Source organism: Wolbachia endosymbiont (group A) of Lasioglossum fulvicorne, assembly GCF_964028605.1.
Taxonomy (GTDB): Bacteria; Pseudomonadota; Alphaproteobacteria; order Rickettsiales; family Anaplasmataceae; genus Wolbachia.
Genome location: NZ_OZ034798.1, coordinates 1,243,064 through 1,263,433, shown reverse-complemented (window position 1 = coordinate 1,263,433; position 20,370 = coordinate 1,243,064). Strand labels below are relative to the sequence as shown.

General features: G+C 37.6%; 15 protein-coding genes and 8 pseudogenes. 10 read left to right on the top strand and 13 right to left on the bottom strand.

Going from position 1 to position 20,370, the window contains the following annotated elements; translation table 11 throughout:
• Positions 1-25 precede the first annotated feature (25 nt).
• A protein-coding gene (locus ABWU71_RS07065; RefSeq protein ID WP_265023453.1) for an IS5 family transposase occupies positions 26-818 on the bottom strand; the annotation gives its coding sequence in 2 pieces (ribosomal slippage) (positions 26-553 and positions 555-818; 792 coding nt in all).
• A 576-nt stretch (positions 819-1,394) separates the two neighbouring features.
• A pseudogene (locus ABWU71_RS07060) lies at positions 1,395-1,481 on the bottom strand (heme ABC transporter ATP-binding protein CcmA); the annotation flags it as partial.
• A gap of 61 nt (positions 1,482-1,542) precedes the next feature.
• Here ABWU71_RS07060 and ABWU71_RS07055 point away from each other — a divergent pair.
• A protein-coding gene (locus ABWU71_RS07055; RefSeq protein ID WP_353284076.1) for an IS630 family transposase occupies positions 1,543-2,402 on the top strand; the annotation gives its coding sequence in 2 pieces (ribosomal slippage) (positions 1,543-1,867 and positions 1,867-2,402; 861 coding nt in all).
• Between the two features lie 28 nt (positions 2,403-2,430).
• Here ABWU71_RS07055 and ccmA read toward each other — a convergent pair.
• Both ccmA and ABWU71_RS07040 read right to left on the bottom strand, forming a co-directional pair.
• Positions 2,431-2,970, bottom strand: a pseudogene (gene ccmA, locus ABWU71_RS07050) (heme ABC exporter ATP-binding protein CcmA); the annotation flags it as partial.
• Between the two features lie 338 nt (positions 2,971-3,308).
• On the bottom strand, positions 3,309-3,740 hold the full coding sequence (locus ABWU71_RS07040) for a hypothetical protein (RefSeq protein ID WP_353284369.1): 432 nt from the start codon (positions 3,738-3,740) through the stop codon (positions 3,309-3,311).
• 196 nt (positions 3,741-3,936) lie between these two features.
• Here ABWU71_RS07040 and aspS point away from each other — a divergent pair, with 196 nt between their 5' ends.
• Positions 3,937-5,733: an aspartate--tRNA ligase gene (gene aspS, locus ABWU71_RS07035; protein ID WP_353284925.1), complete on the top strand. Its 1,797-nt coding sequence runs from the start codon at positions 3,937-3,939 to the stop codon at positions 5,731-5,733.
• Positions 5,734-5,772: 39 nt separating this feature from the next.
• Positions 5,773-7,035, top strand: coding sequence for an MFS transporter (locus ABWU71_RS07030; protein WP_353284368.1), 1,263 nt, complete (start codon positions 5,773-5,775; stop codon positions 7,033-7,035).
• Positions 7,036-7,042: 7 nt separating this feature from the next.
• On the opposite strand, the pseudogene ABWU71_RS07025 reads toward ABWU71_RS07030, so the two are convergent.
• A pseudogene (locus tag ABWU71_RS07025) lies at positions 7,043-7,252 on the bottom strand (RluA family pseudouridine synthase); the annotation flags it as partial.
• Positions 7,253-7,313: 61 nt separating this feature from the next.
• On the opposite strand from ABWU71_RS07025, the gene ABWU71_RS07020 reads away from it, so the two are divergent.
• A protein-coding gene (locus tag ABWU71_RS07020) for an IS630 family transposase (protein ID WP_353284367.1) occupies positions 7,314-8,173 on the top strand; the annotation gives its coding sequence in 2 pieces (ribosomal slippage) (positions 7,314-7,638 and positions 7,638-8,173; 861 coding nt in all).
• 28 nt (positions 8,174-8,201) lie between these two features.
• On the opposite strand, the pseudogene ABWU71_RS07015 reads toward ABWU71_RS07020, so the two are convergent.
• Positions 8,202-8,918 (bottom strand): annotated as a pseudogene (locus tag ABWU71_RS07015) (RluA family pseudouridine synthase); the annotation flags it as partial.
• A gap of 396 nt (positions 8,919-9,314) precedes the next feature.
• Positions 9,315-10,295, bottom strand: a complete 981-nt coding sequence (pdhA, locus tag ABWU71_RS07010; protein WP_353284366.1) for a pyruvate dehydrogenase (acetyl-transferring) E1 component subunit alpha — start codon at positions 10,293-10,295, stop codon at positions 9,315-9,317.
• Positions 10,296-10,360: 65 nt separating this feature from the next.
• On the opposite strand from pdhA, the gene hemJ reads away from it, so the two are divergent.
• Positions 10,361-10,789 carry a protoporphyrinogen oxidase HemJ gene (hemJ, locus tag ABWU71_RS07005; protein WP_353284365.1) on the top strand — a complete coding sequence of 143 codons (429 nt, stop codon included), beginning with the start codon at positions 10,361-10,363 and terminating at the stop codon, positions 10,787-10,789.
• A gap of 235 nt (positions 10,790-11,024) precedes the next feature.
• Here hemJ and ABWU71_RS07000 read toward each other — a convergent pair.
• Positions 11,025-11,884 (bottom strand): IS630 family transposase gene (locus ABWU71_RS07000; RefSeq protein ID WP_353284076.1). Its coding sequence is split into 2 segments (ribosomal slippage): positions 11,025-11,560 and positions 11,560-11,884, totalling 861 coding nucleotides; the frame shifts between segments, so codons are not numbered across the junction.
• A gap of 379 nt (positions 11,885-12,263) precedes the next feature.
• On the opposite strand from ABWU71_RS07000, the gene miaB reads away from it, so the two are divergent.
• The 4 genes and pseudogenes from miaB to ABWU71_RS06980 form a co-directional block, all read left to right on the top strand.
• Positions 12,264-13,583 (top strand): tRNA (N6-isopentenyl adenosine(37)-C2)-methylthiotransferase MiaB, encoded by a 1,320-nt coding sequence (gene miaB / locus ABWU71_RS06995; RefSeq protein ID WP_353284364.1) that lies wholly within the window; start codon positions 12,264-12,266, stop codon positions 13,581-13,583.
• Positions 13,584-13,729: 146 nt separating this feature from the next.
• Positions 13,730-14,286, top strand: a pseudogene (locus tag ABWU71_RS06990) (IS630 transposase-related protein); the annotation flags it as partial.
• Between the two features lie 62 nt (positions 14,287-14,348).
• Positions 14,349-15,208, top strand: a protein-coding gene (locus ABWU71_RS06985; RefSeq protein WP_353284363.1) for an IS630 family transposase whose coding sequence is annotated in 2 segments (ribosomal slippage) — positions 14,349-14,673 and positions 14,673-15,208 — 861 coding nt in all. Because the reading frame shifts where the segments join, the coding sequence is not laid out codon by codon here.
• A 27-nt stretch (positions 15,209-15,235) separates the two neighbouring features.
• Positions 15,236-15,541 (top strand): annotated as a pseudogene (locus tag ABWU71_RS06980) (transposase); the annotation flags it as partial.
• A gap of 295 nt (positions 15,542-15,836) precedes the next feature.
• On the opposite strand, the gene ABWU71_RS06975 reads toward ABWU71_RS06980, so the two are convergent.
• From ABWU71_RS06975 to ABWU71_RS06965, 3 genes and pseudogenes are all read right to left on the bottom strand, one after another.
• Positions 15,837-16,049 (bottom strand): EndoU domain-containing protein, encoded by a 213-nt coding sequence (locus ABWU71_RS06975; RefSeq protein WP_353284362.1) that lies wholly within the window; start codon positions 16,047-16,049, stop codon positions 15,837-15,839.
• Between the two features lie 334 nt (positions 16,050-16,383).
• The gene (locus ABWU71_RS06970; RefSeq protein ID WP_353284361.1) at positions 16,384-17,571 is read right to left on the bottom strand and encodes a phosphoglycerate kinase; all 1,188 of its coding nucleotides are present in this window, start codon (positions 17,569-17,571) and stop codon (positions 16,384-16,386) included.
• Between the two features lie 164 nt (positions 17,572-17,735).
• Positions 17,736-18,059, bottom strand: a pseudogene (locus ABWU71_RS06965) (transposase); the annotation flags it as partial.
• A 61-nt stretch (positions 18,060-18,120) separates the two neighbouring features.
• Here ABWU71_RS06965 and ABWU71_RS06960 point away from each other — a divergent pair.
• Positions 18,121-18,980 (top strand): IS630 family transposase gene (locus ABWU71_RS06960; RefSeq protein WP_353284076.1). Its coding sequence is split into 2 segments (ribosomal slippage): positions 18,121-18,445 and positions 18,445-18,980, totalling 861 coding nucleotides; the frame shifts between segments, so codons are not numbered across the junction.
• A 28-nt stretch (positions 18,981-19,008) separates the two neighbouring features.
• On the opposite strand, the pseudogene ABWU71_RS06955 reads toward ABWU71_RS06960, so the two are convergent.
• Both ABWU71_RS06955 and ABWU71_RS06950 read right to left on the bottom strand, forming a co-directional pair.
• Positions 19,009-19,480: pseudogene (locus ABWU71_RS06955) on the bottom strand (IS5 family transposase); the annotation flags it as partial.
• 73 nt (positions 19,481-19,553) lie between these two features.
• Positions 19,554-20,346 (bottom strand): IS5 family transposase gene (locus ABWU71_RS06950; RefSeq protein WP_265023453.1). Its coding sequence is split into 2 segments (ribosomal slippage): positions 19,554-20,081 and positions 20,083-20,346, totalling 792 coding nucleotides; the frame shifts between segments, so codons are not numbered across the junction.
• Positions 20,347-20,370: the final 24 nt, after the last annotated feature.

Here is a 20,370-nt window from a genome sequence, read left to right as displayed (position 1 = left end):
ATTCGCAGTATCCCTTAGAGCCTGTTCATAATCTTTTCAGAAGTAAGGCAGTGAAAGCCAGAACGACCATTTGTAGGCTAGTATTGAGTTTTCGCTCACAATTTTTCCACAATCTTCTACATTTTTCTAACCAAGCAAAAGATCGCTCCACAACCCATCTTTTGGGCAATACAACAAAGGAATGTAATTCATTTCTTTTTATCACTTCAACGGTTGCACCAATAATCGTTTTTATTTGAGTTGCAAAATTCTCTCCAGTATAGCCTGCATCAACCAGTACATTTTTAACTCCCGAGAGGTTTTCTTTTGCATTTTCGACCATTCTCACAGCACTGCTACGGTCAGTTATCTCTGCTGTTGTTATATAAATTGCATGGGGCAAACCTTGCGTATCTACTGCAATATGGCGTTTTATTCCTGAAATCTTTTTGCCTGCATCATAGCCTTTTTCTTCAGCAGTATCTGCATTTTTTACACTCTGTGCATCAATTATGCAGAAGCTGGTTTTTTCTTTCCGACCATTGTTTTGTCGGACCACGCCAACTATTTTTTTTTAACACCAGCTCCAGAACACTTTCTTTATCTGCATCTGGTTTTTCACTCCACTTCTTAAAATAGTCGTAACAATTGCGCCATTTTGGAAACTCTTTTGGTAGCATTCTCCACTGACAACCGCTTTTCAGAACGTATAACACTCCACAAAATACATCATACAAATCAAGTTTCCTTGGTTTTGTTTTTTTTCTACAGGACTCTAGATCTGGTAACATAATCTCAAATCTTTCCCGACTTATATCACTTGGGTATAAACTCCTCATATATCCTAACTTATATATATTATCTCTTAGTTTATTCCTTTCTTGAGATCATGTACAGGTTCTTAGCCGCTAACAAGCAGCGGGATGACGGTTGTCGTTTAGCCATAAATATTTAAGAAATTTACCAAATAAAAAAAAGGCACACGAAGCCCTAGTCATTGTCTATTTTCAGTATTGGCGTTTTTTAAGTCTTAAACACTGCAATTTAGCTGCTTTTGAATGCAACTCACCTTAGTTTGAATGTTTAAGAAATTTACTAAGCAGAAAAAAAGGCAAAAGATATCCCGTGTTAGCTAGTTGTCACTCTCTAATCCTGCAAATTGGCGTTCTATACTGTCTTAAACGCTTTATAAGCGCGTTTCAGCTTATATAGGTAAAAACCCAGAAATGTTGTGAAGACATAAGGTGCACATAGTGCAAAAAATTAAAAATAAGACGCCAATTACGTAATACTGTTGTCGTTTAATCTGCACAGATTGAAGATAAACGAATACCTCCAGTACCATGATAAGGGGGCTGGCGGAGTTTGTCAAGGAAGTTTTTCGTTTCTAACGGTTGTTAACGCGCTGCCAAAAACTATGCAAGAAATCTATTGAAATCGCGTATATCAATCGTTGTAAAATCACACAATTGCTCTGTAGAGCTATGCCCTGTAATAATTATAGCTCTTTTCATAGAAGTCCGGATGTGATAAGGTAAGGATAGACGATGATAAGGAGGTTGAGTGCCAGCAGCATATAGTTATGACTTAAGGAAAAAAGCAATGGAAGCGCTAGAGGAGGGAGGAAGCAGAGAAACAGTGGCAGCAAGATTTAAAATTGGACGAACTACTTTATGGGAGTGGCAGCAAAGAAGAAAAGAAACAGGAGACTTTCAATCAAAAAAACTTGGAAATGGAGGTTACAATCACAAAATTACCGACTGGGATGCCTTTGCTAAATTTGCCAGAGAAAACGGAGGAAAGACTCTGTCGGAAATGGCTAAACTTTGGGGCAACGTTAGTATCCAAACGATCCACCGAGCTCTCAGAAAAATTGGATTTACGCGCAAAAAAAGACATATGGATACAAGGAAAGAAACGAAGAAAAACGTGCTGAATTCTTAAAAATTATAGCAACAAAAGAACCAGAAAACTTAGTTTATATAGATGAGTCTGGCATTGATAACACAGAGGACTATCCATATGGGTATTGCCAGAAAGGACAGCGGTTTTATGGCCTAAAATCTGGAAAGAAAACTCAACGAATCAGTATGGTTGCAGCCTTAAGTAGAAGAAAGATAGTTGCTCCATTAACCTTTGAAGGCCACTGTAATATGGATGTTTTTAATGGATGGTTTGAGCAATTTTTGACACCGATCTTGGAACCTGGACAGACTGTCATTCTTGACAATGCTACTTTTCATAAGTCTGGTAAGATTATCGAGCTTGCTAGAGGAGTTGGTGCAGAAATTTTGTATCTGCCGCCGTATTCTCCAGATTTCAACAAAATTGAGCATCATTGGTTTGCTATAAAAAACAGAGCTAGGAAAAACATTCCTCTATTCGAATCCTTTCGTCGTGCTGTTGATTCTGCCTTCCTATGACCTGTTCGGACTATTATAAGAAATGCTATACTATACCATTTTGCTCAGAGCGTATTGAGATTAGGTTCAGCACTAATTCACACGTTGCGCTATCAAGATTACAAAATGGTTCATCTATCAGCCAAACGTTTGCATTAGAAATCAAGAGGCGAGCAAGCGCAACTCTCCTTTTCCAGCCTGCAGAAAGTTCGCCATATCTAATATTAAGTACAGGTTGCAACTGCAAGCAACAAATAGCTGCCACAATCAATTCCCTAGTATTTCGTATTCCTGCCCAGAATTCTACGTTTTGAGCAACAGTTAAGCTATCTTTACAGGCATTCTTATGGCCTATATAGACCATGGAAGGTATATAGGATTTTGGATCATCATATATGTCTTTTCCGCAGTGCCTTATATTGCCTGATACCGGCGGTAAAAGTCCAGATAAACTTCTAATTAAGATGGTTTTACCACTACCATTTGGACCAGTGATTAGAATCTTTGATTTTGGCTCAGCTTTAAAACTGAGATTTTTAAATAGTACCTTATTATTACGCGCGCAGGATAAATTTTCACATTCAAGCATTTACTGGACCTCCAAAGAGGATCCAGAACCCAGATACTTTAGGTTGCAATTTGTAGGTAGTTTGCACAACGAATGATGTCATGCAAGTAGCTGACACTGGAATCCAGTTTTTTTTATACAATTGCTTGGTTGCAATTGACTCTTCTGAATCCCAGACAGGGATGGCATGGGATAATGCAAGAAGTCTAATGTTTGTTAAGCACATTTGCAAGCAAAGCTTGCTGGATCCCAGTGTCACGCACTGGGATGACACCCTTGTGTTTGAGGCAAAACTGGCTATAACATTCAACACAATACAAGAAATTTAATATCAGAAAGCAGGTTATATAATGGATACATCATCTGCCCTTCCCCTTATGTTTACCTTGAGTTGAAGCCTGAGCTTTTACAAACAGCTCCCAAAATCCTTTCTGGCCGCCTTCTCTATGTATCAATTGTGCAAAACGCTGCATTAAACCATTACCCATCATAACCATCTTTGTCCATTTACCTACCGGTTTTGCTATGTCAACTATTTCTGGATCTTCTTTATAAACTTGCACATCTTTTTGTTTCTCGCGTAACGTTTCTTGTTGTTTTAGCAACTCTTTTTGCTTATTTTTTTGATATAATTCATTGAATTTTCTGTCTTCTTCCCACTCTTCTTTAAAAACTTTTCTAGGAAATATGATTTTTCTAATGCGATTTTTGTATATTTTTCTCAAAAAGAGAAATACTGCAGCTACAGCAAGTAATGTTACGCTATATGTTATGATCTGTGCAAATGGCATTTCTTGTATCTAATTCACTAAAAATACCCTTATCATTATACCATAATTATAGAAATTGTGCAATTTCTTTGCGGGTAAAGACAGTATAAAAGCAACACTGCTCTATTTCGTAAATTGGACAAATATCTGACGAATGGGCTTGTATGTAATAAGGTTTATTTCTATACTTTTTAAAGAATTTAGAAGTGAAACAAATATGAACTGCTACAAGACTCACACGTGTGAAGAATTAAGGAAGAATGATGTAGAAAAGGAAGTTACCCTTTCTGGATGGTTATACCGTAAGCGCGATCACGGTAACCTAATTTTTGTTGATTTAAGAGACTTCTATGGAATCACTCAACTAGTATTTAATAATGACAAAGACTTTTTTGATGAGATATCAAATTTAAAATTGGAGAGTGTAATTACTGTTACAGGAATAGTTGAAGCTAGAACTGAAGATACGGTAAACACCTCTATCGCAACTGGGGAAATTGAGGTTGTAGTTAGCAATTTGCACGTTGAATCGGAAGTCGAGTTCCACCGTGATGAAGAAATAGCGAAAGAAGAAAGAAGTATATTAGCGAGCATTGCTGGCGAACAAGAATATCCGGAAAATATGAGATTTAAATATCGTTTTCTTGATTTAAGGCGTGAAAAAGCCCGTAACAATATTATTCTGCGCTCACAAATTATTGCAGAACTCCGCAAGCTCATGATAGAGCAAGGGTTTTTGGAAATTCAGACTCCAATACTTACTGCTTCGTCCCCTGAAGGTGCACGTGATTATTTAGTACCGAGTAGGCTAAATCCTGGTAAATTCTATGCATTGCCGCAAGCTCCGCAGATTTTTAAGCAATTGCTCATGGTCTCAGGGTTTGATAAATATTTTCAAATTGCACCGTGTTTTCGTGATGAAGACGCAAGGGCTGACCGTTCTCCGGGAGAGTTTTATCAGCTAGATCTTGAAATGTCTTTTATAACTCAAGAAGACATCTTTCAGATTATTGAGTCTACCTTATATAAAGTGTTTGCTAAATTTTCTCGTAAGTCTGTTGATAAAGATTTTCCACGTATTACATATAAAGAGGCAATGCTCAAATATGGTTCTGATAAGCCAGATCTGCGTAATCCACTATTAATCAACGATGTTACAGAAATTTTCCGTGATTCAGGGTTCAATATTTTCAAAAGCAATATTGAGCGTGGTATGGTAGTGAGAGCCATCCCTGCACCTAAGACAGCAGAGGAACCACGCAGCTTCTTTGATAAAAAAATAGAACATGCGCAAAAAGAATTCGGTGCTAAGGGTCTTGGATATATAACGTTTGATAAAGATGGAACTGCGAAAGGCCCAATTGCTAAATTCCTCGATGACAATAGGCTAAACTACATAAGAGAAGTAACGAATGTAGGGACTGGAGATAGTGTGTTTTTTGCTTCTGACAAAGAGAATGAGGCAGCAACAATTGCAGGGAAAGTGCGCACTCTTTTAGGGTCAGAACTCAGTCTTATAGATGACAATATCTTCAAGTTTTGTTGGATCATTGATTTTCCCTATTTTGTATATGACGATAAAAGTAAAAAAATCGATTTCTTCCATAACCCATTCTCCATGCCACACGGTGGTCTGAAAGATTTAGAGGAAAAGAATCCACTGAATATCCTTGCTTACCAATATGATCTCGTTTGTAATGGAATAGAACTGTCAAGCGGGGCAATTCGTAATAATAAGCTGGATGTAATGTACAAAGCTTTTGCCATTGCAGGTTATAGCCAGGGAGAAGTTGATACAAAATTCGGCGCACTTGTACGTGCATTCAGATTTGGTGTTCCCCCTCATGGTGGAATAGCACCAGGGATTGATAGAATGGTTATGCTACTTGCCGATGAACCAAACATTCGTGAAGTAATCTGTTTTCCTATGAACCAGCAAGGTGAAGATGTTCTAATGGGTGCTCCTTCTAAGGTAGATAGTAAACATTTACGTGAATTATCCTTGAAGGTTTGAATAAAAATTTTTATAGCGGGGTGTGGTAAACCGGAAGTCATGAACAATATTCAAAAAGCAATACTATCAAGCATAATCTGTAACATGATTATATGGTATGAGTTAACTCTATTTGGAGTGTTAACACACATAATAAGTGACGTTTTTTTTTCATCAGAAAGTGATTACATAAAAAAAATCAAATTTCTTGGCAGTTTTGCAATTGGATTTGGATTTAGACCACTTGGTGCATTTATTTTTGGTTACATTGGAGATAAATACGGCAGAAGGAAAATTTTGCTGACTTCTGTAATATTAGCTTCGATATCGTCTACTGCAATTGCGGTTATACCAAGCTTTAAAGAAATTGGAATATTTTCTCCTATACTGCTTCTGCTTTGTAGAATAACACAAGGAATGGCAGCAGGTGGAGAAACGAGTATCAACTCGGCTTTTTTAATAGAGCATTCAAGCGATAAAAAAAATCTAGGCTTTCTAGGGAGTATGAAGCCTTTTAGCGGTGCGCTTGGTTCTCTTACATGCTTTGTAATGATAGCTATTTGTAAAAAACTCACAGGTGAAAATTATGAAATTTGGGGCTGGAGGCTGCCCTTCTATTTCTGCTTCATTATGGGCATAATAGGCTTTTTAACAAGATATATAATGGAAGAGAGCTTAGCATATAAAACACACGATAAAAATAAAAGCTTATCTCATTCTCCATTTTTAGAATTAACCAGGGACTATAAAAAAGTATTTATGATAGCAATTGGGCTTGGTATCGCTCAAAATGCAATCGTTTATTCGGTAATAATGTTTTATAACATATCTGTAAAAGCGCTTACTCTGTCAGGTATTGATATTAAAAATGTAGTAAGGATTATAGTTGAAATTACATTTGGAGCGTCTGCAGTGCTGTTTGCAATACTGTCTGATAAAGTTGGAAGAAAAAATGTAATGATTCCTACATTAGTAGCTCTAGCTTGCGCCGGTTTGCCGGCGCTTTCGCTATTATCATATGATAACCACTATATTGTAACGCTCACTTTTCTATTGATAAGCGTACCGATAGGTGCATCTTTTGGAATATACAATTCTCTTGTCTGCGAGTTATTTCCAACGAAAGTTAGGTGCACGGGCTTTAGCCTCGCACATAACATATCTGCAGGAATATTTGGTGGCCTTTCTCCATCCATATGTATGTGGCTTATAGAAAAAACCGAAATAAAACTTGCAGCAGGCATTTATCTTACTACCTGCGCATTAATTAGCCTAATATCTGTGCTTCAAATTAAAGCCAAAGACAGAAAAGTTGATTGGTGAAATCGTTTCAGTCGAAAAATAGCGCTTCAATGGATTTTTCGATGTGTTTAGTGATAGGAGCGGTGATAGTGATTTCTTTATTGTTTGGCAGTTTTAAAGATAAAGAATGCGAATGAAGGTGAATTTTATTTGCTATCCCATCAATAAAAGCTTTTTTACCACCATATTTACCGTCACCAAGAATAGGGCAATTTATATGAGCTAAATGTGCACGTATAGCTCTTTTTATAGAAGTCCGGATGTGATAAGGTAAGGATAGACGATGATAAGGAGGTTGAGTGCCAGCAGCATATAGTTATGACTTAAGGAAAAAAGCAATGGAAGCGCTAGAGGAGGGAGGAAGCAGAGAAACAGTGGCAGCAAGATTTAAAATTGGACGAACTACTTTATGGGAGTGGCAGCAAAGAAGAAAAGAAACAGGAGACTTTCAATCAAAAAAACTTGGAAATGGAGGTTACAATCACAAAATTACCGACTGGGATGCCTTTGCTAAATTTGCCAGAGAAAACGGAGGAAAGACTCTGTCGGAAATGGCTAAACTTTGGGGCAACGTTAGTATCCAAACGATCCACCGAGCTCTCAGAAAAATTGGATTTACGCGCAAAAAAAGACATATGGATACAAGGAAAGAAACGAAGAAAAACGTGCTGAATTCTTAAAAATTATAGCAACAAAAGAACCAGAAAACTTAGTTTATATAGATGAGTCTGGCATTGATAACACAGAGGACTATCCATATGGGTATTGCCAGAAAGGACAGCGGTTTTATGGCCTAAAATCTGGAAAGAAAACTCAACGAATCAGTATGGTTGCAGCCTTAAGTAGAAGAAAGATAGTTGCTCCATTAACCTTTGAAGGCCAATGTAATATGGATGTTTTTAATGGATGGTTTGAGCAATTTTTGACACCGATCTTGGAACCTGGACAGACTGTCATTCTTGACAATGCTACTTTTCATAAGTCTGGTAAGATTATCGAGCTTGCTAGAGGAGTTGGTGCAGAAATTTTGTATCTGCCGCCGTATTCTCCAGATTTCAACAAAATTGAGCATCATTGGTTTGCTATAAAAAACAGAGCTAGGAAAAACATTCCTCTATTCGAATCCTTTCGTCGTGCTGTTGATTCTGCCTTCCTATGACCTGTTCGGACTATTATAAGAAATGCTATAACTGGTGGGTTCTGCCGGTAATTGGTTGTAATTTTAAATAAGCAACATTGTGTTTGGATTTTGCTATAATTGAAAAATGCGTAGTGGCATTCTGAGGTGAATTTTCATCAACGACCACTTTTTCTTGACCTGAAACATATTTTTTCACCAATGGATAGTCTATTGTTCCACTATCCTTGCTCGGTATGCCAGAAGTTAATGCTAAATAAGTTTTTTTTACTCTTCGTCCTTTAAATTCTTCCATAAGGTATCTGGCAACATTAGCGTTGCGTGCGAATATTATCACTCCACTCGTATCTCTATCTAGCCTATGGACAATTTTAAATGTTTCTCCCTCTCTTATTTGGTCAAGCAAATCACTCATGCTAATCTTTACTTTTACGCCACCTTGAACGATGACCCCTGCGGGTTTGTTTATAGCTAGTATATATTCGTCTTCATATAATATGTTCTCTCTTAGTAGATTCACTAACTTTTCATTATATTTGCGATCAGAATTAGCGTTTTCAATATAATTCAAGTGCTTCAGCGTTATAGTTTGCCCAGAATTTACTCTATCACTGGACTTTGCTTTGCAATCATCAACTTTGATTAATCCTTTCCTTAAAGATTTTTCAATTACAGATTGCTTTAGATCAGGAAAGATTCTTCTGATGTACCTATCCAGCCTAACGTTATCGTCTTCTATTAATATGGTTTTTATACTTTGTAGCATTCCATTATTTATAATGAATATCTAGTGAAATGTCAATTATTGGTGTCATTCCAGTGTCAAGCACTGGAATGACACCGAAGGGGCTACTGCCGTCATAAAGGAACCAGTGTCAGCTACTCGGATGACAGGAGAAGAAGACTACTGAGATGACAGCTAGCCTGACAACCGTCATCCCGCTACTTGTTAGCGGCCGAGATACCGCGAATGAATCGCGGTATGACGGTTCACGGCGGCATGACGTAGAGCTTGCGTTAGCTATACTTTTATACTCACCAACTCAGCTGGATCCAAGTAGTCAGAGCACTGGAATGACAAGAAGAGGAGGTTACTTGGATGACAGGAGAATTGGATGACATCGTTTACTATACAATGTTTGTACAGTTCTGGATAAAAAAATTAGCTAACAAATTTATAAACATCAGTATACAGCTCATCAACGCTTGGTTCTTTACTATTTTTGGCAAAATCTTCCGACTTTTTTACTAAATCACGTATTTCCTTATCAATTACTTTGCACTCTTCTTCTGAAGCAATTTTATTATCTGTTATGTATTTCTTTAAAGTGCCTATAGGGTCATGATTTTGCTTCATATCTTCAACTTCTTCTTTTAAGCGATAAGTAGCAGGGTCTGACATTGAGTGACCGCGATATCGATATGTCTTCATTTCAAGCAGGATAGGCCATTTTCCGCTGCGTGTGTGTTCCGCTGCTTCGCTTGTAGCCGCATAAACAGAGAAAAAATCCATTCCATCAACTTGTTTTCCAGGAATACCAAAACTTTCTCCTCTTTTATATAACTCTGTTACTAAAGTTGATCTTTGCACGGAGGTTCCCATTGCGTATTCATTATTTTCTATGATGTAAACCACAGGCAACTCCCACAAAGATGCCATATTAAATGATTCATATACTTGTCCTTGATTTGCAGCACCGTCGCCAAAATATGTAAATACCACGTTATCTTTTTTCTTATATTTATTAGCAAATGCTATTCCTGTGCCAATTGGAACTTGTGCTCCCACTATTCCATGCCCGCCGAAGAATTTTTTTTCAACGTCAAATACGTGCATCGAACCACCTTTACCTTTCGAGCATCCAGTTTCTTTGCCGGTAAGCTCTGCCATTACAACATTTGGATCAGAATCACATGCGAGCATTAAGCCATGGTCTCTATAACTTGTGATAAAAGCGTCACCTAATTTTGATGCAGCTTGAGTTCCAACTGCAACTGCTTCTTGTCCTATTGATAGGTGACAGAACCCGCCTATTAATCCCATCCCATATAATTGTCCTGCTTTTTCCTCAAATCTGCGTATGAGTAGCATTTTCTTGTAGAATTCAATCACCTGTTCTTTAGTGAAATTTTCTGCTTTCATATTGGTTTCTTTTTTATTAAACTAAGATAATATCAGAAATTTTTAACATTTTATAATAAATCTCAATGGATTACTACCACTGGCTTGAGGCTTTTCACGTTATCTCCGCCATTATGTGGATGGTAGGTATGCTTTATTTACCCAGGCTTTATGTCTACCATGCAACTGTAAAACCGGGATCGGAAAATGATAGCTTGCTTCAAACAATGGAAAAGAGGCTACTTAGATATATCATAAACCCTGCAATGCTTTTCTCACTTGGTCTTGGAATCACACTAATGGTTATTAGGGAAGCATATCGTGAAGGATGGTTTCATGTAAAAGCATTTGCAATACTTTTGATGTTAATTATTCATATGCTACTTGCAAAATATAGGAAAAATTTTGCAATGGGTTCGAATAAGAAGTCACATATTTATTTTCGTGTTTTAAATGAAGCAGTGACAGTATTGATAATAGTTATAGTTATTATGGTTGTTGTAAAACCTTTTTGACTGACCTTACCAAAAAAAAGCAGAAAGCTCGTATCTGTTCAGATGCATGGCTAATGTACAATACTGAAATAAAAATTCCAGTGCTCCCTTTCTTGTCATCCCAGTGCTTGACACTGTGATCCAGCTTTCTTTACAAATTCACCAAAAGTGCTTCATTCTATAACGCAAAACCCATACTCACCAAACTCAATGCATTACTTGCAATTATAGCATTTCTCATAATAGTCCGAACAGGTCATAAGAAGGCAGAATCAACAGCACGACGAAAGGATTCGAATAGAGGAATGTTTTTCCTAGCTCTGTTTTTTATAGCAAACCAATGATGCTCAATTTTGTTGAAATCTGGAGAATACGGCGGCAGATACAAAATTTCTGCACCAACTCCTCTAGCAAGCTCGATAATCTTACCAGACTTATGAAAAGTAGCATTGTCAAGAATGACAGTCTGTCCAGGTTCCAAGATCGGTGTCAAAAATTGCTCAAACCATCCATTAAAAACATCCATATTACAGTGGCCTTCAAAGGTTAATGGAGCAACTATCTTTCTTCTACTTAAGGCTGCAACCATACTGATTCGTTGAGTTTTCTTCCCAGATTTTAGGCCATAAAACCGCTGTCCTTTCTGGCAATACCCATATGGATAGTCCTCTGTGTTATCAATGCCAGACTCATCTATATAAACTAAGTTTTCTGGTTCTTTTGTTGCTATAATTTTTAAGAATTCAGCACGTTTTTCTTCGTTTCTTTCCTTGTATCCATATGTCTTTTTTTGCGCGTAAATCCAATTTTTCTGAGAGCTCGGTGGATCGTTTGGATACTAACGTTGCCCCAAAGTTTAGCCATTTCCGACAGAGTCTTTCCTCCGTTTTCTCTGGCAAATTTAGCAAAGGCATCCCAGTCGGTAATTTTGTGATTGTAACCTCCATTTCCAAGTTTTTTTGATTGAAAGTCTCCTGTTTCTTTTCTTCTTTGCTGCCACTCCCATAAAGTAGTTCGTCCAATTTTAAATCTTGCTGCCACTGTTTCTCTGCTTCCTCCCTCCTCTAGCGCTTCCATTGCTTTTTTCCTTAAGTCATAACTATATGCTGCTGGCACTCAACCTCCTTATCATCGTCTATCCTTATCTTATCACATCCGGACTTCTATGAAAAGAGCTATAAGTTTCCTGGATGCCAGTGTCAAGCTACTCGGATGACACCATTCTTTTTCCTGGATCCCAGTGTTAGCTACTTTCATGACACCCTGACAACCGTCATCCCGCTACGTGTTAGCGGGATCTAGAGATACCGTGATGGTATGACGTAGGGGTTGCCGAGAACTTGTCATCCCAGTGCTTGACACTGGGATCCAATTTTCCGTACAATCTTATCAAAATCTATTGTGCTTATTTGTGAACAAGTTCACTAGCGTCACGCGCTGGTCTGTTAGACATTTACGTGTAGGGTGAAGAAATTTTGAAAAAAACATACCAAATATGAAAGGCCTATATATTAAAACTTACGGCTGTCAGATGAACGTTTATGACTCCGTTTTAATGGAAAATATAATTAAACCTTTGGGGTTCAACGTTGTTAGTGATGCAGGAAAAGCTGATTTGGTGATGCTGAACACTTGCCATATTAGAGAGAAGGCAGCAGAAAAACTTTACTCAGAGCTTGGGAAGATTCATTCGTTACGAAAAGAAATGACTATAGTGGTGGCTGGGTGTGTAGCGCAAGCAGAGGGAGAAGAAGTATTCAGAAGGGCTCCTTTTGTTGATATTGTTGTTGGTCCGCAGAGTATCGCTACTTTACCGGAGCTGATAGTCAAAGCAAGCAGAAGTAAAGGTCACATAATAAACACTGATTTTCCTGAAGTTGCAAAGTTTGATAAATTGCCAGATGAATGCTATGGCAATAGCCAGGGGTCCTCTGCGTTTCTTGCCATACAAGAAGGTTGTGATAAATTTTGTACGTTTTGTGTAGTGCCCTATACTCGTGGAGCTGAGTATTCACGGCCAGTAAATGAAATATTTTGTGAAGCATTGAAATTAGTTGCAAATGGGGCAAATGAGATCAATTTGCTTGGTCAGAATGTCAATGCTTACCATGGGGAGTGCGAAGGGGAAGTGTGGGATTTAGGCAAATTAATTAGTCATATTGCTAAAATTGAAAAGCTAGAGAGGATTCGTTATACAACTTCTCATCCAAGAGATATGCATGAATCTCTTTACTTGGCACATGCGGAAGAGCCAAAACTCATGCCGTTTGTTCACCTGCCTGTGCAGTCTGGTTCGAATAAAATATTGCGCGTGATGAACAGGAAACACACTGCAGAGGAGTATTTGGAAATAATAGACAGATTTCGCAAATTGAAACCTAAAATCGAATTTTCTTCTGATTTTATCGTTGGTTTTCCTGGAGAAACCGAAAAAGATTTTGAAGAAACTATGAAATTAGTAGAAAAAGTTAGATATGCTCAGGCTTATAGTTTTAAATACAGCCCAAGACCAGGCACACCGGGAGCGGAAAGAAAAGATCAAGTACCAGAAGAGGTTAAAACAAAGCGCCTTCTTCGTTTACAGAAATTAATTAGTAAGCAACAACTTGAGTTTAACCAGAGTATGGTAGGCAAAACTATACCTGTTCTATTTAGCGATAAAAAAGGTAAACACCAAAACCAAATTATTGGTAAAAGCCCATATATGCAATCAGTGTGCATTGATGACCCTGAAGATAAATACAGGGACAAAATAGTAAACGTGAAAGTGTTGGAAGCTCGGCAGAATAGTTTGCTGGGGTGTGCCTTTCACTGATTTTAAGCAGCGTTAAATATAAGTCTTAAGCAAAGAGTATTGAAAAAATGCAATCATAATCTTTTTCAAAAGTTACAAAGTTTATAGCTCTTTTCATAGAAGTCCGGATGTGATAAGATAAGGATAGACGATGATAAGGAGGTTGAGTGCCAGCAGCATATAGTTATGACTTAAGGAAAAAAGCAATGGAAGCGCTAGAGGAGGGAGGAAGCAGAGAAACAGTGGCAGCAAGATTTAAAATTGGACGAACTACTTTATGGGAGTGGCAGCAAAGAAGAAAAGAAACAGGAGACTTTCAATCAAAAAAACTTGGAAATGGGGGTTACAATCACAAAATCACCGACTGGGATGCCTTTGCTAAATTTGCCAGAGAAAACGGAGGAAAGACTCTGTCGGAAATGGCTAAACTTTGGGGCAACGTTAGTATCCAAACGATCCACCGAGCTCTCAGAAAAATTGGATTTACGCGCAAAAAAAGACATATGGATACAAGGAAAGAAACGAAGAAAAACGTGCTGAATTCTTAAAAATTATAGCAACAAAAGAACCAGAAAACTTAGTTTATATAGATGAGTCTGGCATTGATAACACAGAGGACTATCCATATGGGTATTGCCAGAAAGGACAGCGGTTTTATGGCCTAAAATCTGGAAAGAAAACTCAACGAATCAGTATGGTTGCAGCCTTAAGTAGAAGAAAGATATAGCTCTTTTCATAGAAGTCCGGATGTGATAAGATAAGGATAGACGATGATAAGGAGGTTGAGTGCCAGCAGCATATAGTTATGACTTAAGGAAAAAAGCAATGGAAGCGCTAGAGGAGGGAGGAAGCAGAGAAACAGTGGCAGCAAGATTTAAAATTGGACGAACTACTTTATGGGAGTGGCAGCAAAGAAGAAAAGAAACAGGAGACTTTCAATCAAAAAAACTTGGAAATGGAGGTTACAATCACAAAATTACCGACTGGGATGCCTTTGCTAAATTTGCCAGAGAAAATGGAGGAAAGACTCTGTCGGAAATGGCTAAACTTTGGGGCAACGTTAGTATCCAAACGATCCACCGAGCTCTCAGAAAAATTGGATTTACGCGCAAAAAAAGACATATGGATACAAGGAAAGAAACGAAGAAAAACGTGCTGAATTCTTAAAAATTATAGCAACAAAAGAACCAGAAAACTTAGTTTATATAGATGAGTCTGGCATTGATAACACAGAGGAGTATCCATATGGGTATTGCCAGAAAGGACAGCGGTTTTATGGCCTAAAATCTGGAAAGAAAACTCAACGAATCAGTATGGTTGCAGCCTTAAGTAGAAGAAAGATAGTTGCTCCATTAACCTTTGAAGGCCACTGTAATATGGATGTTTTTAATGGATGGTTTGAGCAATTTTTGACACCGATCTTGGAACCTGGACAGACTGTCATTCTTGACAATGCTACTTTTCATAAGTCTGGTAAGATTATCGAGCTTGCTAGAGGAGTTGGTGCAGAAATTTTGTATCTGCCGCCGTATTCTCCAGATTTCAACAAAATTGAGCATCATTGGTTTGCTATAAAAAACAGAGCTAGGAAAAACATTCCTCTATTCGAATCCTTTCGTCGTGCTGTTGATTCTGCCTTCCTATGACCTGTTCGGACTATTATGAGAAATGCTATAGTTGCTCCATTAACCTTTGAAGGCCACTGTAATATGGATGTTTTTAATGGATGGTTTGAGCAATTTTTGACACCGATCTTGGAACCTGGACAGACTGTCATTCTTGACAATGCTACTTTTCATAAGTCTGGTAAGATTATCGAGCTTGCTAGAGGAGTTGGTGCAGAAATTTTGTATCTGCCGCCGTATTCTCCAGATTTCAACAAAATTGAGCATCATTGGTTTGCTATAAAAAACAGAGCTAGGAAAAACATTCCTCTATTCGAATCCTTTCGTCGTGCTGTTGATTCTGCCTTCCTATGACCTGTTCGGACTATTATGAGAAATGCTATAGTACTCTTATCATCACATTTTGGTGTTAAGTCAGGATAGAACGTGAGTATAGCATCATTCTTTCTTACAAACACTGATTGATAATTGTCATCCTCCATTTTATACAGGCACATTCCATCTTTTCCTAATTCCTTAAACGCCTTGGTTGCAGAAATTATCGGCATGAAGGTTATATGCATATCCATTTGGACACTTAACTTTTACTTCTCCATCCTTGCCCAAATATTTCATTCCAAATGTATAAACTGGCGGCTTAATATCTGATTTATTGCACAGGATTCCAAATCGCACCTGCCCATTTATCCTCTTGAGCTTCAACATATCTACCTACAAAATGCATACCACCTAGTTTATCGTTTGGCTCACCACAAAAAATATGTCCAAACCCTATAGTTTCTTTTTCACTTCCACTATTTGTAAACCAAATGTTAGCCAGTTCATCTTTAAATAACTCCAAATCCGCATCTGGCGTAATCACTTATATATTCCTTTCACTACTTCTTGATGTTGCGAACAACTAAGTAAAATTTTGAAATCTTCTTTCTCTGGATGTGCTCCCCAATCTCCACAAATTTTCAACACTCCTCTATCAAAGTCAGTTAATTCTGGAAACGGTGGCTGGTTGTGAACTGAAAAATGGTTCAAAATTATTTTCTTCTACATAGCCGGTGTGAAAATAATGATCCTTAATATAAAAAATAAATCCTATTATTGGTATTATTAAACACAAAATTAGTTTAACTGTCTTCGACATAATCACGTTCACAAAAAAGCTAGCTTACAAGAAACAATTTAAAAAAGTTTTAATCTAATCATTTTTGCAGAGCAGCAACTCCCGGCATTTCATCACCACTTAACCAATCTAAAAATGCTCCTCCACCAGTGGAAACATATGTAAAATCCTTATCGGTAAGGCCTGCAGCGCTTATTGCAGATAGACTATCACCTCCCCCTATTATGCTGGTTAACTTTCCTTTGTGCGTTGAGTCACTTACGACTTTCATTACCCCTATTGTACCACTTGCAAAAGCTGAATGTTCAAAAACACCAATAGGCCCATTCCACAGCAGAGTCTTACTGCTTGCTATTATACTGCTTATTGTACTCAAAGTTTGTGGTCCGATATCCAAAATTATATCACCGTCCAAAATGGACTCAGTTTTTCTTGAAATACTAGTGCTGTAATCAGAGTTTACTGCAACCAGAACGTCTTCTGGCACAACTATTTTGCAATTGTTTTTATTTGCTGTTTCAACAATATTATGTAGAAGGTCGTCAACACCATTTTGAAAAAAAGATTTCCCTATACTTACTTTGCTAAATAACAAAAAATTATTGGCTATTGCACCACCGAGAACTAGGTAATCAACCTTTTCTGTTAGCCTCATAAGCACTTTTATTTTAGTTGATATTTTAGCTCCCCCAACTATCGCAGTAATAGGTTTAGCTTTAAACGATATAGCTTTTTCAAGATACTTTAGCTCATCTTGCAAGCAAAATCCTGCATAGGAAGGTAAAAATTCTGTAATGCGTGAAATAGAAGCGTGAGCTCTGTGAGAGCAAGAAAATGCATCATTTACATATATATCCGCTAGAGATGCCAGTTGTTTGGCAAAATTTGAGTCACTTTGCTCTTCCTCTTTATAAAATCTTAGATTCTCTAGTAATATTATATCTCTTGCATCCATAGCACTCACTGCTTTTTGCACTTTTTCACCAACGCAATCATCAATGAATTTTACTTTTTTATTTAGTAACTGCGATAAAGTGTCAATTACATTTTTTAGCGACAGATTATTGTCTCTGGCCTTTGGGCGTCCGAAATGCGATATGATAATAATCTTTGCACTCGCATTCACTAAATACTGAATAGTAGGCAATGCTCTCAAAATACGAGTGACATCACGAATTTCTCCATCTTTTATAGGAACATTGAAATCAACTCTGAGTAAGACGGTTTTATTGTAAAGATCACAATTTTCTATACTAGGTATGTTCATTACAAAATTGAAGCTATAAAGTCACTATACAGCAGTTTGATCTAAAGTAAAGTTTTAAGCTTACGAACGTTTAAGGAAATTTGCATGCCAAACGCTTGACACTGGAACCTTATCGTCATACCACCACGAACCGTCATACCGCCCGGGTATCTCTTAGAGCCTGTTCATAATCTTTTCAGAAGTAAGGCAGTGAAAGCCAGAACGACCATTTGTAGGCTAGTATTGAGTTTTCGCTCACAATTTTTCCACAATCTTCTACACTTTTCTAACCAAGCAAAAGATCGCTCCACAACCCATCTTTTGGGCAATACAACAAAGGAATGTAATTCATTTCTTTTTATCACTTCAACGGTTGCACCAATAATCGTTTTTATTTGAGTTGCAAAATTCTCTCCAGTATAGCCTGCATCAACCAGTACATTTTTAACTCCCGAGAGGTTTTCTTTTGCATTTTCGACCATTCTCACAGCACTGCTACGGTCAGTTATAGCTCTTTTCATAGAAGTCCGGATGTGATAAGATAAGGATAGACGATGATAAGGAGGTTGAGTGCCAGCAGCATATAGTTATGACTTAAGGAAAAAAGCAATGGAAGCGCTAGAGGAGGGAGGAAGCAGAGAAACAGTGGCAGCAAGATTTAAAATTGGACGAACTACTTTATGGGAGTGGCAGCAAAGAAGAAAAGAAACAGGAGACTTTCAATCAAAAAAACTTGGAAATGGAGGTTACAATCACAAAATTACCGACTGGGATGCCTTTGCTAAATTTGCCAGAGAAAACGGAGGAAAGACTCTGTCGGAAATGGCTAAACTTTGGGGCAACGTTAGTATCCAAACGATCCACCGAGCTCTCAGAAAAATTGGATTTACGCGCAAAAAAAGACATATGGATACAAGGAAAGAAACGAAGAAAAACGTGCTGAATTCTTAAAAATTATAGCAACAAAAGAACCAGAAAACTTAGTTTATATAGATGAGTCTGGCATTGATAACACAGAGGACTATCCATATGGGTATTGCCAGAAAGGACAGCGGTTTTATGGCCTAAAATCTGGAAAGAAAACTCAACGAATCAGTATGGTTGCAGCCTTAAGTAGAAGAAAGATAGTTGCTCCATTAACCTTTGAAGGCCACTGTAATATGGATGTTTTTAATGGATGGTTTGAGCAATTTTTGACACCGATCTTGGAACCTGGACAGACTGTCATTCTTGACAATGCTACTTTTCATAAGTCTGGTAAGATTATCGAGCTTGCTAGAGGAGTTGGTGCAGAAATTTTGTATCTGCCGCCGTATTCTCCAGATTTCAACAAAATTGAGCATCATTGGTTTGCTATAAAAAACAGAGCTAGGAAAAACATTCCTCTATTCGAATCCTTTCGTCGTGCTGTTGATTCTGCCTTCCTATGACCTGTTCGGACTATTATGAGAAATGCTATATCTCTGCTGTTGTTATATAAATTGCATGGGGCAAACCTTGCGTATCTACTGCAATATGGCGTTTTATTCCTGAAATCTTTTTGCCTGCATCATAGCCTTTTTCTTCAGCAGTATCTGCATTTTTTACACTCTGTGCATCAATTATGCAGAAGCTGGTTTTTTCTTTCCGACCATTGTTTTGTCGGACCACGCCAACTATTTTTTTTTAACACCAGCTCCAGAACACTTTCTTTATCTGCATCTGGTTTTTCACTCCACTTCTTAAAATAGTCGTAACAATTGCGCCATTTTGGAAACTCTTTTGGTAGCATTCTCCACTGACAACCGCTTTTCAGAACGTATAACACTCCACAAAATACATCATACAAATCAAGTTTTCTTGGTTTTGTTTTTTTCCTACAGGACTCTAGATCTGGTAACATAATCTCAAATCTTTCCCGACTTATATCACTTGGGTATAAACTCCTCATATATCCTAACTTATATATATTATCTCTTAGTTTATTCCTTTCTTGAGATCATGTACAGGTTCTTAGAGCCTGTTCATAATCTTTTCAGAAGTAAGGCAGTGAAAGCCAGAACGACCATTTGTAGGCTAGTATTGAGTTTTCGCTCACAATTTTTCCACAATCTTCTACATTTTTCTAACCAAGCAAAAGATCGCTCCACAACCCATCTTTTGGGCAATACAACAAAGGAATGTAATTCATTTCTTTTTATCACTTCAACGGTTGCACCAATAATCGTTTTTATTTGAGTTGCAAAATTCTCTCCAGTATAGCCTGCATCAACCAGTACATTTTTAACTCCCGAGAGGTTTTCTTTTGCATTTTCGACCATTCTCACAGCACTGCTACGGTCAGTTATCTCTGCTGTTGTTATATAAATTGCATGGGGCAAACCTTGCGTATCTACTGCAATATGGCGTTTTATTCCTGAAATCTTTTTGCCTGCATCATAGCCTTTTTCTTCAGCAGTATCTGCATTTTTTACACTCTGTGCATCAATTATGCAGAAGCTGGTTTTTTCTTTCCGACCATTGTTTTGTCGGACCACGCCAACTATTTTTTTTTAACACCAGCTCCAGAACACTTTCTTTATCTGCATCTGGTTTTTCACTCCACTTCTTAAAATAGTCGTAACAATTGCGCCATTTTGGAAACTCTTTTGGTAGCATTCTCCACTGACAACCGCTTTTCAGAACGTATAACACTCCACAAAATACATCATACAAATCAAGTTTCCTTGGTTTTGTTTTTTTTCTACAGGACTCTAGATCTGGTAACATAATCTCAAATCTTTCCCGACTTATATCACTTGGGTATAAACTCCTCATATATCCTAACTTATATATATTATC